The organism is Ralstonia edaphi (assembly GCF_958350185.1).
Lineage (GTDB): Bacteria > Pseudomonadota > Gammaproteobacteria > Burkholderiales > Burkholderiaceae > Ralstonia > Ralstonia edaphi.
The window spans coordinates 545,987-561,357 of record NZ_CATWHI010000001.1; the positions used below are offsets into that span (position 1 = coordinate 545,987).

Genomic DNA, 15,371 nt, shown 5'->3' on the forward strand with positions numbered 1-15,371 from the left:
CGTTCACCACCCCCACTTTCCACAGGCAGGCATCACAGTGCTGTATATTCATACAGTTATTTTTTGTGACGCCCTGCCGTGCTTGCCGCCTCCCCCACCCCAGACACCGCCACTGTGCCGGCCACGCCCGGTTACCTGGCCCGGCTGAACGACCAGCAGCGCCAGGCGGTCGAGTTCGGTATTTCCGGGGCAGACGCGGCGGAAACCGGCCCGCTGCTCGTGCTCGCCGGTGCGGGCTCCGGCAAGACGCACACCCTGGGCTGGCGCGTGGCGCACCTGGTGGCCAACGGCGCCGATCCGCAACGCATCCTGCTGTTGACGTTTTCCCGCCGCGCGGCGAGCGAGCTGTCGAACCGTGCCGGCCACCTGCTGGCGCGCGCCATGCAAGGCGAGCGATCGAACAACGCGCTCAATTCCGCGGGCACGTCATACAAGACCACGCTGCCCTGGGCCGGCACCTTCCACGGCATCGGCGCGCGCCTGCTGCGCGAATATGCCGAGCGCGTCGGCCTCGCGCCCGATTTCACCATCCACGACCGCAGCGATTCGGCCGATCTGCTCAACGTCGTGCGCCATGAACTGAACCTGTCGACCAAGGAACGCCGCTTCCCGCTCAAGCAGACCTGCATCGCGATCTACTCGCGCGCCATCAACGCCGAGAGCCCGCTGAACGCCGTGCTCAAGCACCACTTTCCGTGGTGCGCGATGTGGGAGACGCAATTGCGCACGCTGTTCGATGCGTATGTCGAAGCCAAGCAGGCGCAGCACGTGCTCGACTACGACGATCTGCTGCTCTACTGGCACGCGATGGTGTCCGACGCAGAACTGGCGGCCGAGATCGGCGCGCGCTTCGACCACATCCTCGTCGACGAATACCAAGACACGAATCGGCTGCAGTCGTCCATCCTGCGTGCGCTGCGCCCGGACGGCCGCGGCGTCACCGTGGTGGGCGACGACGCGCAGTCGATCTACGCATTTCGCGCGGCGACGGTGCGCAATATCCTCGACTTCCCACGCCACTTTTCGCGGCCCGCGCACACGGTGCTGCTGGAGCGCAATTACCGTTCGACGCAACCGATTCTGGATGCTTCGAATGGCGTGATGCGTTTTGCCACGGAGCGCTTTGCCAAGACGTTGTGGACGGACCGCGCATCGACGCATCGCCCGCGGTTGATTTCGGTGCGTGACGAGGCCGAACAGGCGCGTTGCGTGGCCGAGCGGGTGCTGCATCACCGTGAAGGCGGCCTGACGCTGAAATCGCAAGCGGTGCTGTTTCGCACCGCGAGCCACAGCGCGCCGCTGGAAATCGAACTCACGCGCCGCAACATCCCGTTCGTGAAATACGGCGGCCTCAAGTTTCTGGAAGCCGCGCATGTGAAGGACGTGCTGTCGGTGCTGCGCTGGGCCGAGAACCCGCGCAACCGCATTGCCGGGTTTCGCGTGATCCAGTTGCTGCCGGGCGCTGGCCCGGCCACGGCGGCACGCGTGCTCGACGCCATGGCGGAAGCGGCGGACCCGATTGCGGCGCTGCTCGCCTACGAACCGCCGGCACGGCTGGCCGGCGACTGGACCGCGCTGATGGCGCTCATGCAAACCCTGCGCACGCCCAAAGACAGCCTGGAATGGGCCGGTGAACTCGAAGCCGTCGGCGCCTGGTATTCACCGCACATGGAGCGCCTGCACGACGACGCGGCCGTGCGCCAGGGCGATCTGGACCAGCTCGCTCGCATGGCCACCACCTACGCCACGCGCGAGCGGTTCCTGACCGAAATGACGCTCGACCCGCCCGAGCTGACCAGCGATGAATCGGGCGACCCGTACCGCGATGAGGACTACCTGATCCTCTCGACGATCCATTCATCGAAAGGCCAGGAGTGGAAGGCCGTGTATGTGCTGAACGCCGTGGACGGCTGCATGCCGGCCGATCTGGGCGCGGGTTCGCACGAAGAACTGGAAGAAGAACGCCGGCTGCTTTACGTGGCGATGACGCGTGCGCGCGAGCATCTGGACATCCTGGTGCCGCAGCGTTTCTACGTCACGCAGCAAACCCCCAACGGCGACCGGCACATCTACGCGTCGCGCACGCGCTTCATTCCGCCTGCGCTGCTGCCGCTGTTCGAAGCGTGCGCATGGCCAGAACCGGAGCCCGGCGCGGACCCCGCAGCCGAAGCACGTGCCGCGGCCAAGGTCGACCTGAGCAAGAAGATGCGCGGCTACTGGAAAAAGTAGTCAGCCGAATCGCCGGAGCGCACGCTCAATGCACTTCCATCTCGGGCCGCTTGACGACGTGCGTTGACTCGAAGCGCGAGAGCTGGGCAAAGATCCATGCGGCCGCACAGGTCATGACGCCCACGCAGACAAACGTCTTGTGGAACGCCGCCAGCGTGTCGCGTCCCTCCGGCCCGGCGGTGAAGTCGGTAAAGCCCGTCAGCAGTGCGCCGGCGGCGGCCACACCGAGGCTCATCGACAGCATCATCACCATCGACAGCATGCTGTTGCCCGCGCTGGCCAGCGGGCCGGTCAGGTCCTTCAGCGTGAGCGTGTTCATGGCCGTGAACTGCATCGAGTTGAAGGTGCCGAAGATCGCCAATTGCACGATGCGCAGCCACACCGGCACGTTGGGCGTCATCACGGCAAAGCTGGCCATCATCAGGCCGACCATGACCGTGTTGACGGACAGCATGCGGCGATATCCGTAGCGCTTGATAGCCCAGGTGCCCAAAGGCTTGGCGGCCATGCCGGCAGCGGCCACCGGCACCATCATCAGCCCGGCCTGCAGCGGCGTGTACCCCAGGCTCACCTGCAGCAGCAGCGGAATGAGGAACGGCATCCCGCCGCTGCCGATCCGTGCAAACAGGTTGCCGAGCACACCAATGGAAAAGCTGGGAATGCCGAACAGCGTGCGCGGAAACAGCGGCCCGGCCACGCGCCCCGCGTGCAGCCAGTACGCCGTGAGCGCGGCCAGGCCGAAGATCAGCAGCACCAGCACCGTCGCGTGCTGGAAGCCCAGCTCCGACAGCCCGTCGAGCGAGAACGACACCGCCGCCATGCCGAAGGCCAGCATCAGATAGCCGGACCAGTCGAAGCGGCTGTCGTCTTCAGCATGCACATCGGGCATCACCTTGAGCGTGACCAGCGCACCGATCACGCCCACCGGAATGTTGATCAGGAAGATCCAGTGCCACGACACGGCCTCCACCAGCCAGCCCCCCAGCGTCGGGCCGATCAGCGGACCGATCAGCCCCGGGATGGTGACGAAACTCATGGCCGGCAGGAACTGCTCGCGCGGCACCACGCGCAGCACGGTCAACCGCCCGACGGGCATCAGCAACGCGCCGCCCACACCTTGCACCACGCGCGAGGCAATCAGCATGGTCAGGCTGCGGGATTCCGCGCACAGCAAGGAGCCAATCGTGAACAGGAAGATGGCGGCGAAGAACATCTTTCGCGTGCCGAAGCGATCGGCCAGCCAACCGGAGGCGGGCATCAGCATGGCGGTCGTCAGCGTGTAGGCGATGATGACCGACTGCATCTTCAGCGGGCTCTCCGACAGGCTGCGCGCCATGGCCGGCAAGGCGGTGTTGACGATGGTCGAATCGAGCGTCTGCATGAACAGGCCCATCGCCACCAGCCAGAGCAGCGGTTTCAGAGATGCGTCGATGGAGGCTGAGGGCGTGGTGGGCATGGGACGGGGGGCGGGGGCGGAAGTGGCAGATGTGCGACGCAGCCGTCATTGTGGCGTGCCTCGCCTGCGCCCGCAAACGCTGTACCCGGCTGGCAGACGTATCTGCCCTACCGCCAACAAGGACACTGGGCTCTGCCTATACTGGAGCGTTCTTCCCCGTCACCTCGTGCCTTCCTTCAGCCATGACAACCCGTACTGAACGCGACACCTTTGGCCCTATTGAAGTCCCTGCCGACCACCTGTGGGGCGCGCAAACGCAACGCTCGCTGCAGAACTTCGACATTGCGGGCGACCGCATGCCGCGCGAGCTGATCGACGCGCTCGCCCGCATCAAACGTGCCAGCGCCGTCGTCAACCAGCGCCTGGGGCTGCTGTCCGCGGACAAGGCCAACGCCATCGTCAATGCCGCTGACGAGGTCATCGCGGGCAAACACCCGAATGAATTTCCGCTGGTGGTCTGGCAAACGGGTTCGGGCACGCAGACCAACATGAACATGAACGAGGTGCTCGCCAACCGCGCCAGCGAGCTGCTCGGCGGGGAGCGTGGCGAAGCGCGCCTCGTGCATCCGAACGATGACGTGAACCGCAGCCAGTCCTCCAACGATGTGTTCCCGACCGCGATGCACGTTGCCGCCGTGACGGCCATCACGCACCACCTCATTCCATCGCTGCGCACACTGCGCGAGACGCTTGCCAAGAAGGCCGCCGATTTCAACGACATCATCAAGATCGGCCGCACGCACCTGCAGGACGCGACGCCGCTCACGCTGGGCCAGGAGTTCTCCGGCTACGTGGCCCAGCTGCAGCACAACGAAACGCATCTGAACGCCGCCCTGCCGCACCTGTGCGAACTCGCGCTGGGCGGCACGGCGGTCGGCACCGGTCTCAACGCACCGGCCGGTTACGCCGAACAGGTGGCCGAAGAGCTGGCGCAACTGACCGGCCTGCCCTTCGTCACCTCGCCCAACAAGTTCGAGACCATGGCGTCGGCCGATGGCCTCGTGCATGCGCACGGCGCGCTGAAAACGCTGGCGGCGAGCCTGACCAAGATCGCCAACGACATCCGCTGGCTGGCGAGCGGCCCGCGCAGCGGGCTGGGCGAAATCTCCATCCCCGAAAACGAGCCGGGCTCGTCCATCATGCCCGGCAAGGTCAACCCCACGCAGAGCGAAGCGGTGACGATGCTGTGCGCGCAGGTCTTCGGCAACGATGTCGCCGTGAACGTGGGCGGCGCGTCGGGCAACTTCGAGCTGAACGTGTTCCGCCCGATGATCGCGTACAACTTCCTGCACAGCGTGCGCCTGCTGGCCGACGGCATGCGCAGCTTCAACGATCACTGCGCCGTGGGGATCGAGCCCAACCGCGACCGTATCGACGAGCTGGTGCAGCGCTCGCTGATGCTTGTGACGGCGCTCAACCCGCATATCGGCTACGACAAATCGGCGCAGATCGCCAAGAAGGCGCACAAGGAAGGCACCAGCCTGCGCGAGGCCGCCCTGGCGCTCGGCTATGTCACGCCGGAGCAGTTCGATGCCTGGGTACGGCCCGAGAACATGGTGGGCCGCTAAGTGATGTGTCACCGGCCCGCGGCTTGCTACACGTGGGCTATCCCCCTGTCGTTGGCTGTTTCGAGTGCGCCGGCCTGACCGGCGCCCCTTTGCGCATGAAAGCCGCCCCGATCCCGGATAACGAAGCACAACGTCTGGCCTCCTTGCAGGACATGCTGTTGCTGTCCACGCCCGATGAGGAACTGTTTGATCGCGTGACCCGTACCACCAAGCGGGTGTTCGACGCGCCGATCGTGCTGGTGTCGCTTATCGACGCGCAGCGGCAGTGGTTCAAGTCGTGCATCGGCCTGAACGTGCGCGAGACTGTGCGCGACATCTCGTTCTGCGGCCATGCCGTGGCCGAAGAGCAGATGCTCGTCATTCCGGACACCAAGGCCGACGCGCGCTTTGCCGACAACCCGCTGGTGACGGGCGCCCCGAACATCCGCTTCTATGCCGGGCGGCCCGTCAAGAACCTGGCGGGCTACGCCGTCGGCACGCTCTGCGTGATCGACCAGAAGCCGCGCGCGTTTGACCAGGCGGAGCGAGAGCTGCTCGATGACCTGGCCAGTTGGGTGGAGTCGGGTTTTCGCGAGCGCGAACTGAGCGAAACGCAGCGCTCCATCCTGACCGAGCTGCAGGTTGCCCGCCACGAGAGCCTGACCGATCCGATGCTGAGCATCTGGAACCGGCGCGCCGCGATGGAGCTGCTCACGCGCGAATGCGGCCACGCCATGCTGCACGGGCACCCGCTTTCACTGCTGGTGGTGGATGTCGACCACTTCAAGCGCGTGAACGATACCTACGGCCACCCCGTAGGCGATGCGGTGCTGGTTGAAATCGCACGTGTGCTGCGGGTGAATTCGCGCCCCGTCGACGCGGTGGGCCGCTACGGCGGCGAGGAATTCCTGGTGGTGCTGCCGGATACGACCACACTGCAGGCCACCGGCATTGCGGAACGGCTACGCGGCGCAGTGGAATCGCTGGAGATCGCCACGCCAGAGGCCAACATCCGCTGCACCATCAGCGTAGGCTTGGCAAGCTGCGAGGCGAGCAAGAACCTGTGCACGCCCACAGACCTCATCATGCGCGCCGATGCCGCCTTGCTGGCCGCCAAACGGCTGGGGCGCAATCGCGTGATATTTGACGGCCAGCCGGTGTAGATCAGTTCGGGGCGGGCTCGCCACCGCGGCGGGCGACGCGCACGTCAACGCGCTCCGGCCTCAAGGCCCGCTCGAACACCGCCCGCGCGGCATGCGTCGTACCGGTGCCGCACATGAATGCATCGATGGCGGCGAAGCCGTGCTCGGGCCAGGTGTGAATCGAAAGATGCGATTCGGCGAGCAGCAGCACGCCTGTCACGCCGCCCTGCTCGCCAACGGGCAAACCCGTGCGCACAAAATCGAAGCTATGCAGATGCGCGTGCAGGATGGTCGCGCCCAGCGCGTCGGCAGCATCGCGCAGCGCGGTTTCCAGCGCCACCGCATCGCGGAGCAGTGCGGGCGCCACGCCGTAAAGATCGAGCAGAAGATGCTCGCCCACAGCGGCGGGGGCTTCATCCACAGAAAGTGCCGCGTCGGTGCGCGTCACTTGTGGCCCCCGCTGAAACCACCACCATAGCCGCTACCGCCCGAAGAACCGCCCCAGTAGGACGATCCGCCCGTGCTGCTGCCGTAAGACGGCGTGCGCGGCGCAGCAAAGCCGGCCTTCCAGTCCATATACGTTGCCCCGATCACCACGGCCACGGCATAGAGAACGAACCAGTTCTTCATTCCCCGCCCCCAATCTTGGCGACCAGCCACGCGGGCACCAGCAACAGCAGCGCCGCGAAAAACGTGATCCCGAACACCGAGCCCGGCGCCATGAAAAAGGGCACGAGGTTCAGCAGACCAAGCAGCACGCAGGCGACCACCGCCACCGTCATGTAGTTCGACGACGATGCCTTGACGGGCTCGGCGACCACCTTGCCGAACCACGCCTTGATCTGCGCGGCGCTAACCGGCGTGCTCTTGGACCACGTCAGCTCATGCGCGTCGCTCTCCGCCGCGAGGCTTTCCTCGCCTGCGGTGTATTCGACTACGCGCGTCTGGTCGCCCGATTTGACACGCCAGTTGAAGGCGCCAGCGGCGTATGTCACGCGCGAGGTGTAGTCCTCGTCGCGGGCGTAGGCCTTGCCGTCGAGCACTGCCGTGCGCCCGTCCTTCTGGGTGGGCCAGCGGTCGAGCACGTTGGCGCGGAACCAGCCGTCATCGGTTTCGACCATCCAGCTGAAGCCGCGCTTAGGGGTGTACAGCAGGTATTCGAACCATTCGCCGCCGCCGTCAACGACCGTGCGACGCATCACGCCGATCACCTGCCACTGCAGGCCATCGATGAGCGCCTTGTCGCCCAGCTCCAGCGTGGTGGCAACCTGCGGTACCGACCGTGCGCGCGCAATGATGTCGCCGCGCGGCGTGGCCGCATCGATCGCCGCGCCGCAGCCGGGGCACAGCACATGGCCGGTTACGCCGGGGCTGAACGGGATCGACGTGCCGCACTGCGGGCAATCGAGATTCGTGAGCTTGCCGGGGACGCGGCCGGCAGTTTCCTTGATCTCGGCGTCGGTGCGCAGCAGCTGGCACTTGAGCACGTCCAGCGTGGTGGCTTCACCCACGTAGAGCGTTGGCGCCGTACCGTCGGAGTAGTCCAGCGTGATGAAGGCGTCTTCTCTGCGGCCATCGGCCACGCGCGCATGCCAGCCTTCGCCCACGCGGAACGGCAATTCGCCCTGGCCGCCCGTGCAATCGGCCTCGCGCACGTCGGACAGCACGTACTGCTTGCCATCTGCGTCGTACAGCTGCCCCGGGCGCAGCGCCTCGAACGCGACCGCGTTGGCGGGCGTGCCGCGCGCGAACGTCATCGTGACCTGCCCGGACGCTTCGGCCAGCCAGCCGTCGGTGCCGTCGTCGAACAGCACGTACCACTCGTTCCAGAAGCCCGCGTCGTAGCGCAGCTGGATGCGGCCGACGACGGTGAACGCCTTGTTCTTGTAGCGCCCGGTGGTGCCGATCTGCACGCGTGCGTAGTCCTCCAGCACGGCAGACATCTTGCCGATGTCGGAAAGCGTCTCGCCGTCGCGCAGGAGCGTGCTTTTGCAGAAGCTGCACACCGCCATCACGGCAGCTGCGGACTTCAGTTCCACCGGCGCGCCACACGCCGGGCAGTTGGCATGAAACATGGTCAGGTCGTTCGATTGCGCGAAAGATTGCGCAGAAAAACGGGCGGCTTGCGGTGCCGCCCGGTCATCCGATCAGCGGGGCCGAAGCTCAGCCTCCGGTCAGCGCCTTCAGCACAGCAGCCTTGCCGGCGTCAAAGTCGGCTTGCGTGATGAGGCCCTTGTCGAGCAGTTCCTTGAGCTTGGCCAGGCGCGCGGTGGGGTCGTCCGCCGCGGGCGCGGGAGCCTGCGTGGCGGCTGCGGGTGCGGGTGCGGCGCCGCCCTGTACGGCCGTGCGCAGGCTGTCGGCCATCGCCTGGCCCATCGCCAGGCCGGCTGCCAGGCCGGCGCCCGTGCCCGCGATGCCGCCCTCGTTGCGTGCCGCCAGCGGCAGCGATTCGGCCGTCTGGTATTGCGTGAAGCGCTGCATGTCGCCGGTCATGTCCATGCTGATGCGGCGGTCCAGCGCGGCCTGCAGTTCGTCCGGCAGCGTGACGCTGGACACCTGGAAGCTGTCGAGCGCCAGGCCGTACTGCGTGAACTGCGGCAGCAGCGCCTCGCGCACCTTGTTCGACATCAGCATCTGGTTGGCGGCCAGGTCCAGGAACGGCACACCGGATTCGCCAAACGCCGTCGCCATCGCACCCATGATGACGGGCGCGAGTTGCGCTTCGACTTCATCGACGGTGTAGATGTCGCGCGTGCCGCTCACCTGCTGGTAGAACAGCTTCGGATCGGCCACGTGGTAGGCGTACACGCCAAACGCGCGCAGGCGGATCATGCCGAAATCCTTGTCGCGCACCGTCACGGGCTGCGGCGTGCCCCAGCGGCGGCCGAGCTGCTGGCGCGTGCTGAAGTAGTAGACATCGGACTTGAAGGGGGACTCGAACAGCTTGTCCCAGTTCTTCAGGTACGTGAGAACGGGCAGCGTCTGCGTGGTCAGCTTGAAGGTGCCGGCGCTGAACACGTCGGCGATCTGGCCTTCGTTGACGAACATCGCCATCTGCGAGTCGCGCACGATCAGGGTGCCGCCGTTCTGGATTTCCATGTCCTGCATCGGATAGCGCCAGGCGAGCACGCCGTCTTCGCTTTCCGTCCATTGCAGGATGTCGATGAACTGCTTCTTGATGAAACTGGACAGGCTCACAGCAAACTCCTTCGCGATGATTCGCGGGGCAGGAACAATCAGGACAAGGTCACGACAGGCACGCCGCGTTGATCACGCCAACGGCCAGCGCGCTCACGCCAAACAGCATACCGGCGGCGATGTTGTTGTGCTCGATCTGCAGGCGGTAGTCCGGCATCAGCCGCGTGAGCACCAGGAAGACGATCAGTTGCACCACCGACGCCATCACCGCCCAGAACAGGAACGGCACCAAGCCATCGGCGTGCGTGATGCTCGACGCGATGGTCAGCACGAAACCGAGCAGCGCCCCGGCCAGCGACAGCGCCGCCGCGATATTGCCTTCGCGGATCAGCTTGAGCTCGTCATACGGCGTCAGGCGCAGGTAGATGAAGAAGAAGCCGGAGAACACCACGGCGCCCGCCAGCAGGTGCGAGGCGTAGGCGATCACGGAAGCGGTCATGTCGGGCATGGGATGGCCGGGCAGTACATAGGTGGCGCCACTATAGCGGCTGATGCGCCGCTTGCGTACCCCCCGATGCGGCCCCGCACCAATCGGCTCGCGGGCCGGGAAAAAAGGCGGCACAATCGCGCTCGCCTTGGCACCCGCCGTTTGTTAACACCCCTTCATTTTCCACCTTCGCAGCATGTCGACGCCGCAGCCTGACGCCACGTACGAACCCACGCAGCCCGCGGGCCGCGGCAATGCCCTGCTGGTCCTCGCCGTCTTCGTGGTGGCCTCGTGCGGGCTCGCGTACGAACTGATTGCCGGGGCATTGGCTTCGTATCTGCTGGGCGATTCCATCCTGCAGTTCTCTTCCATCATCGGCGCCTATCTGTTTGCCATGGGCATCGGCTCATGGCTCTCGCGCTACGTGGCGGACGAGGCGCTGCTCGCTCGCTTTGTCGATCTGGAATTGCTGGTCGGGCTGTTTGGCGGCGTGTCGGCTGCTGCGCTGTTTGCGTTGTTTGCGCTGGAATCGGCGCCGTTCCGGCTGGTGCTGTACGCGCTGGTCACGGTGATCGGCGTGCTGGTCGGCATGGAGATCCCGCTGGTGATGCGCATGCTGCATCGCCGGCAGGCCAAGTTTTCTGATCTCGTCAGCCGCGTGCTGACGTTCGATTACCTTGGCGCGCTGGCGGTGTCGCTGTTGTTTCCGCTGGTGCTGGCGCCGCGCCTGGGGCTGGTGCGCACCGGCTTCCTGTTCGGCCTGTTCAATACGGCGATTGCGGTCTGGACGCTGTGGCACTTTCGCGCCGAGCTGGCGCTCACGGCACGCATGCGCACGGCGATGGCGTGGCGCGCCGGCGCAGTGGCAGCGGCATTGCTGGCGGGCTTTGGTGCGTCGGACAAGCTCACACATTGGTCGGAACGCGCGCTCTTTGGCGACGAGATCATCCACGCGATTTCCTCGCCGTATCAACGGCTGGTGGTGACACGCTGGAAAGACGACCTGCGCCTGTACATCAACGGCAACCTGCAGTTTTCCTCGCGCGACGAATACCGCTATCACGAGGCGCTGGTGCTGCCCGCACTGGAATCCGTGCGCGGTGCGCGGCGCGTGCTCGTGCTGGGCGGCGGCGACGGCCTTGCGCTGCGGCAGATCCTGAAGTACCCGCAAATCGAGCATGTCACGCTGGTCGACCTGGACCCCCGCATGACGAATCTGTTCTCGCACGCCGAGGCGCTGGTCACGCTGAATCAGCATGCGTTCAGCGACCCGCGCGTGACGGTGGTCAACGCCGATGCGGCGCAATGGATGCAGACCGCCAACGATATGTTCGACGTGGCCATCGTCGATTTTCCGGACCCGTCCAACTTCAGCATCGGCAAGCTGTATTCGGTGCCGTTCTATCGGCTGCTGTCGCGCCATGTGGCGGATACGGGCCTGGTCGTCATTCAAGCGACGTCGCCCTATTTCGCGCCGCGTTCGTATTGGTGTGTGGATGCGACGCTGAAGGAAGCCGGCTATCGCACGTGGCCCTATCACGCGCTGGTGCCGTCGTTTGGCGAATGGGGCTTCATCCTGGCCGCACCGGGCCGCGCGGACTTCAAGCCGCCTACGTCGTACCGCGTGCCGACGCGCTTTCTGGACGCCGACACCACGCACCAGATGTTCAGCTTCGCGCCCGACATGCCGCGCCCGCAGGTGGAGCCGAACCGGCTGAACAACCAATCGCTGGTGCGGTATTTCGAAGAAGACTGGCACGGCGTGCTGCGCTGATGGCAACGCGACGCAGCTTTCTTGTGGGCGCAGCTGCGGCCGGTGTGGCTGCGGCGGGTGCCGCTTCGTGGGCAGGCTTTCGGGCCTTTACCGAAATCACGCCCAACGTGCGCATGCCCGGCCAGGCTGCAGGCCATCGGCTGCGCGACCTGCGCACGCTGCCGCCACCATCGGAAACGCGGCGCGTGGGCGTTGCCATTTGCGGCAGCGGCATCGGCGGATTGAGCTGTGCGTGGCGACTCGCAAAAAGCGGCCGGCGCGACGCGGTGGTCGTGGAAGGCCCGGAGCGCTATGGCAATGCCGCTGGCGGCGCCTTCGGTGCGCAGCGCTTCCCGACCGGTGCGCATTACCTGCCGCTGCCGTCGATGGAATCGACGCACGTGCGCGAGATGCTGGCCGACTTTGGCGTGATCGAGCGCGACCCGTTTGCGCTGCGCCCGACGTACGACGAACGCGTGCTCGTTCACGCGCCCGATGAGCGCCTGTGGCTGGGCAACCGCTGGCAAGACGGCTTTGTACCGCACGAGGGCATTACCGAAGCCGAACGCGCCGAGCACACGCGGTTCTTCGCCCACATCGACCGGCTGCGCCAGACCACCGGTGCCGACGGCCGCCGCGTCTTTGTCGTGCCGACGGCGCTCTCGTCCGCAGACCTGGCATGGCGCGCGCTCGATGCGCTCACCTTCCGCGACTGGCTGCACCGCGAGGGCTACCGCGCCGCCACGCTGCACTGGTATGCCGACTACTGCTGCCGCGACGACTACGGCGTCACTGCCAATCACGTTTCCGCCTGGGCCGGCATTGCCTATTTCGCCAGCCGAGGCGGCATGGCCAGCAATGCCGAACAAGGCACCGTGCTTACGTGGCCAGAGGGCCTGGACTGGATGGCGGAGCGGCTATTCCAAGCCGCCGGACTGAACGAACCGGGCCGCCTGCTGCCGGGCAGCGCCGCCCGCATCGGCACTACAACTGAGGCCGGCGCCCGCGGCTTCGCCGATGTGCTGCAAGCGGATGGCCGCGTCGTCCGGCTGCTGGCCGATCACGTGGTCAGCGCGATGCCGCTGCACGTTGCCAAACACATCGTCGACGGCTTTGACGTGCCCGCCGCCGAGTTGCCCGAAACCGCTCCGTGGCTGCTCGCCAACCTGCTCATCGAGGGCTTTCCGCCCGAACAAGACGACACGCCGCTGGCGTGGGACAACGTGGTCTATCGCGGCACGGGGCTGGGCTATGTGGTGGCCAATCACCAGGACATTCGCGTCGGGCCGCCCGCGCAGAGCGTGTTCACGGCCTACGTGGCGCTGTCGGACATGACGCCGAAGGCGGCGCGTGAATGGCTGCTGAAGGCATCGCCGCAAGCGTTGCTCGATCGCGCGTTGGCCGATCTGGATGCCGTGTACGGCATCCGCCTGCGCACGCAGATCCGCCGGGCCGACCTGACGCTACGCGGCCATGCGATGGCGATTCCCACACCCGGCTTCCTCTCCCGACCCGGCATTGCGCGCCTGCGTGAAAGCGCTGGGCCGATCCACTACGCGCATGCGGACCTGTCCGGCTATTCGGTTTTTGAAGAAGCGGCGTGGTGGGGGGATCGCGCGGCGCGGCGCATTCAGGGTGGCTGATTTCCCGGCTTTGCCGCAGGGCGTTCAGCGCAACCGCTCAACCGCGGCCATCAGTTCCCATGTGGCCGGATCGATATCGCTACGCTCAAGCGCCAGTGACACGTATGCGCCGATCATGTCGACAAACCCGCGCGCAAACGCAGGCGGGTACCCGCTGCCCGTGTACTCCATCAGTTGCTGCCGCAAGAGGCGCGGCCGATGCTGCCCGAACTGACGCACGTAGGCCTGCGTTCGGCAGAGGAAGGCTCGCGCTTCCAGCGCACCATCGAGGTAGACGCGACGTTTGGTGAGTGTCATGGGCGGCTCCCGAATCGCAACGGAACGGGACACAACCAAGGTGGAGAAGGAAAAGACGCGGGGCGACGCCCGCTGAATAAAACAGTCATGGAGCCTCCTACGGATTGCAAAAGGCCCGACGTTTCGCTGCTAAACGAGGGTGGCGGGCCCGACGACAGGGTTAGCAGACCGGCCCGTAGGACGCCGGCGACCCGAAGGTCCCCTGCCCGGCCCGCCAAAGTACAAGCGTGCGCGAGCACGGACGTAAAAAAGCCGCACAAGGCGGCCGTCCGGCCATACGGTAAGAATAGGCTGCTAAACCCAGCTGCCGTTGGTGCGGCAGCGCCGTGCATTATAGCGGCGGCAACAGCGCAGCCCACATGCGAAATTGCAGCATTTCGTGATCGCGCCGTACCGCCAAACCCGCCGTCCTGTGTGGGCTTACCAGAGCGTGCGGCCAAAGAACGTCAGCGCGCGGTCCCAGGCGTGTTGCGCCCACACCGGGTCGTATTGCGTGATGGCGATGCGGTTTTCGCCCACGGCCGTTTCATTGGCGAATGCGTGATGCGCGAGGTACCGGTGGAACTCGACATCGACGCCGGCATCGACGAGCTTCTTTTCCAGCGCATCCACGCCTTCGATCTTGAAGGCGGTGTCCTGCGTGCCCCAGTGGCCCTGCACCGGCACCTTGATCTTCGAGGCGTCGATGTATTCGAGCGGAGGATAGCCGTACCACACCACGCCGGCGTCGGCCTCCGGCACGTTGCTCAGCGTCAGGAGCGTCAGCGCGCCGCCCATGCAGTAACCCGTCACGCCGACGCGGGCGCAGGTCTGCTTGAGATATTGCACGGCGCCGCGCACATCCTGCGTGGCCGCGTCGCCAAAGTTGAGGTTGGTCATCAGGTGGTGCGCCTCTTCCTCTTCCACCGTCATGGTGCCGCGATAGAGGTCGGGCACCAGCGCCACGTAACCCGCGCGCGCGAGGCGGTCGGCCACGCCGCGAATCTGGTCGTTCAGGCCCCACCACTCCTGGATGACGACGATACCCGGGGCGCCCTCCGCCTTGGCCGGTTTGGCCAGATAGCCCTGGAGTTCCTGCCCATCCGGGCGCTTGAACGAAATCATGGATCCTTGCGATGCAGTCATGCGGTGGCTCCTCTGCCTGGAACGAAAGCGCACAGGATAGTCCCGGACGATGAAATTTGCAGCCGGCGCATCGCGCTGCAATGATGCTTCGCGCGGTCTTTGCCTTGCCAATACCCCTCCCTCAGGGTTACCGGTGCGCCGGGCAAAGTCACTATCATGGCGGCACGTTCACATCTGATTGCATCCCATGATCAAAACCCTCGCCCTCATCGTCTACCTGCTGGTGCTGCTGATCCACGTCTACATCGTCGTACTCGAAATGGTGCTTTGGAAGACGCGCGGGCCCAAGGTGTTCCGCATGACGCCCGAGAAAGCCGCTGAGACAGCCGCCATGGCGTCCAACCAGGGCTTGTACAACGGTTTTCTGGTGGCGGCGCTCGTCATTGGGCTGATCGCACCGGACCCGGCCATCAACGCTGCGTTTGCGCTCTTCGGGTTGATCTGCGTGGCGGTGGCCGGCATCTGGGGCGCCATCACCGTCAACAAGCGGATTCTCTTCGTGCAGACGGTGCCGGCCGTGGCGGCATTGGCGCTGGGGTGGTTTGCCTGAAGAT

At 65.8% G+C, this 15,371-nt stretch carries 14 protein-coding genes; 6 read left to right on the forward strand and 8 right to left on the reverse strand.

The features are described from left to right. Positions 1–78: 78 nt before the first annotated feature. Entirely contained in the window at positions 79–2,229 is a 2,151-nt protein-coding gene (locus R2669_RS02400; RefSeq protein WP_316898334.1) for an ATP-dependent helicase, read from the forward strand. Between the two features lie 25 nt (positions 2,230–2,254). On the opposite strand, the gene mdtD is transcribed toward R2669_RS02400, so the two are convergent. Beyond that, positions 2,255–3,685 (reverse strand): multidrug transporter subunit MdtD, encoded by a 1,431-nt coding sequence (gene mdtD, locus R2669_RS02405; RefSeq protein WP_316898337.1) that lies wholly within the window; start codon positions 3,683–3,685, stop codon positions 2,255–2,257. A 182-nt stretch (positions 3,686–3,867) separates the two neighbouring features. On the opposite strand from mdtD, the gene fumC reads away from it, so the two are divergent. After that, positions 3,868–5,253 (forward strand): class II fumarate hydratase, encoded by a 1,386-nt coding sequence (gene fumC / locus R2669_RS02410; protein WP_147217943.1) that lies wholly within the window; start codon positions 3,868–3,870, stop codon positions 5,251–5,253. 95 nt (positions 5,254–5,348) lie between these two features. Next, the gene (locus R2669_RS02415) at positions 5,349–6,395 is read left to right on the forward strand and encodes a sensor domain-containing diguanylate cyclase (RefSeq protein WP_316898338.1); all 1,047 of its coding nucleotides are present in this window, start codon (positions 5,349–5,351) and stop codon (positions 6,393–6,395) included. 1 nt (position 6,396) lies between these two features. Here R2669_RS02415 and speD read toward each other — a convergent pair whose 3' ends face one another. The 5 genes from speD to R2669_RS02440 form a co-directional block, all read right to left on the reverse strand. Next, a complete protein-coding gene (speD, locus tag R2669_RS02420) occupies positions 6,397–6,822 on the reverse strand; it encodes an adenosylmethionine decarboxylase (protein WP_316898340.1) in 426 nt (141 codons plus the stop codon). Continuing rightward, positions 6,819–7,004, reverse strand: a complete 186-nt coding sequence (locus R2669_RS02425) for a hypothetical protein (RefSeq protein ID WP_039375299.1) — start codon at positions 7,002–7,004, stop codon at positions 6,819–6,821. The genes speD and R2669_RS02425 overlap by 4 nt, the downstream gene beginning before the upstream one ends. Further along, positions 7,001–8,449 (reverse strand): DUF4178 domain-containing protein, encoded by a 1,449-nt coding sequence (locus tag R2669_RS02430; RefSeq protein WP_316891346.1) that lies wholly within the window; start codon positions 8,447–8,449, stop codon positions 7,001–7,003. The genes R2669_RS02425 and R2669_RS02430 overlap by 4 nt, the downstream gene beginning before the upstream one ends. Before the next feature lie 88 nt (positions 8,450–8,537). Next, positions 8,538–9,572, reverse strand: coding sequence for an SPFH domain-containing protein (locus R2669_RS02435; RefSeq protein WP_316898341.1), 1,035 nt, complete (start codon positions 9,570–9,572; stop codon positions 8,538–8,540). 49 nt (positions 9,573–9,621) lie between these two features. Beyond that, the gene (locus R2669_RS02440; RefSeq protein WP_063394234.1) at positions 9,622–10,020 is read right to left on the reverse strand and encodes a DUF350 domain-containing protein; all 399 of its coding nucleotides are present in this window, start codon (positions 10,018–10,020) and stop codon (positions 9,622–9,624) included. A 175-nt stretch (positions 10,021–10,195) separates the two neighbouring features. On the opposite strand from R2669_RS02440, the gene R2669_RS02445 reads away from it, so the two are divergent. Next, the gene (locus R2669_RS02445) at positions 10,196–11,773 is read left to right on the forward strand and encodes a polyamine aminopropyltransferase (protein ID WP_316898343.1); all 1,578 of its coding nucleotides are present in this window, start codon (positions 10,196–10,198) and stop codon (positions 11,771–11,773) included. Further along, positions 11,773–13,395: an NAD(P)-binding protein gene (locus R2669_RS02450; RefSeq protein WP_316898344.1), complete on the forward strand. Its 1,623-nt coding sequence runs from the start codon at positions 11,773–11,775 to the stop codon at positions 13,393–13,395. The genes R2669_RS02445 and R2669_RS02450 overlap by 1 nt, the downstream gene beginning before the upstream one ends. 24 nt (positions 13,396–13,419) lie before the next feature. On the opposite strand, the gene R2669_RS02455 is transcribed toward R2669_RS02450, so the two are convergent. Both R2669_RS02455 and R2669_RS02460 read right to left on the reverse strand, forming a co-directional pair. Next, positions 13,420–13,692: a hypothetical protein gene (locus tag R2669_RS02455; protein ID WP_316898346.1), complete on the reverse strand. Its 273-nt coding sequence runs from the start codon at positions 13,690–13,692 to the stop codon at positions 13,420–13,422. Positions 13,693–14,112: 420 nt separating this feature from the next. Continuing rightward, positions 14,113–14,817 carry a dienelactone hydrolase family protein gene (locus R2669_RS02460; RefSeq protein WP_102066061.1) on the reverse strand — a complete coding sequence of 235 codons (705 nt, stop codon included), beginning with the start codon at positions 14,815–14,817 and terminating at the stop codon, positions 14,113–14,115. A gap of 187 nt (positions 14,818–15,004) precedes the next feature. Between R2669_RS02460 and R2669_RS02465 the strand changes: the two genes are divergently transcribed. Continuing rightward, positions 15,005–15,367 (forward strand): DUF1304 domain-containing protein, encoded by a 363-nt coding sequence (locus tag R2669_RS02465; RefSeq protein WP_147217931.1) that lies wholly within the window; start codon positions 15,005–15,007, stop codon positions 15,365–15,367. Positions 15,368–15,371: the final 4 nt, after the last annotated feature.

What these genes read in the sequence shown, in the direction of transcription:
- mdtD (WP_316898337.1), bottom strand. Translation starts at nt 3,685, where the DNA reads ATGCCCACCACGCCCTCAGCCTCCATCGACGCATCTCTGAAACCGCTG.
- fumC (WP_147217943.1), top strand. Translation starts at nt 3,868, where the DNA reads ATGACAACCCGTACTGAACGCGACACCTTTGGCCCTATTGAAGTCCCT.
- R2669_RS02415 (WP_316898338.1), top strand. Translation starts at nt 5,349, where the DNA reads ATGAAAGCCGCCCCGATCCCGGATAACGAAGCACAACGTCTGGCCTCC.
- R2669_RS02425 (WP_039375299.1), bottom strand. Translation starts at nt 7,004, where the DNA reads ATGAAGAACTGGTTCGTTCTCTATGCCGTGGCCGTGGTGATCGGGGCA.
- R2669_RS02430 (WP_316891346.1), bottom strand. Translation starts at nt 8,449, where the DNA reads ATGTTTCATGCCAACTGCCCGGCGTGTGGCGCGCCGGTGGAACTGAAG.
- R2669_RS02440 (WP_063394234.1), bottom strand. Translation starts at nt 10,020, where the DNA reads ATGCCCGACATGACCGCTTCCGTGATCGCCTACGCCTCGCACCTGCTG.
- R2669_RS02445 (WP_316898343.1), top strand. Translation starts at nt 10,196, where the DNA reads ATGTCGACGCCGCAGCCTGACGCCACGTACGAACCCACGCAGCCCGCG.
- R2669_RS02450 (WP_316898344.1), top strand. Translation starts at nt 11,773, where the DNA reads ATGGCAACGCGACGCAGCTTTCTTGTGGGCGCAGCTGCGGCCGGTGTG.
- R2669_RS02455 (WP_316898346.1), bottom strand. Translation starts at nt 13,692, where the DNA reads ATGACACTCACCAAACGTCGCGTCTACCTCGATGGTGCGCTGGAAGCG.
- R2669_RS02460 (WP_102066061.1), bottom strand. Translation starts at nt 14,817, where the DNA reads ATGACTGCATCGCAAGGATCCATGATTTCGTTCAAGCGCCCGGATGGG.
- R2669_RS02465 (WP_147217931.1), top strand. Translation starts at nt 15,005, where the DNA reads ATGATCAAAACCCTCGCCCTCATCGTCTACCTGCTGGTGCTGCTGATC.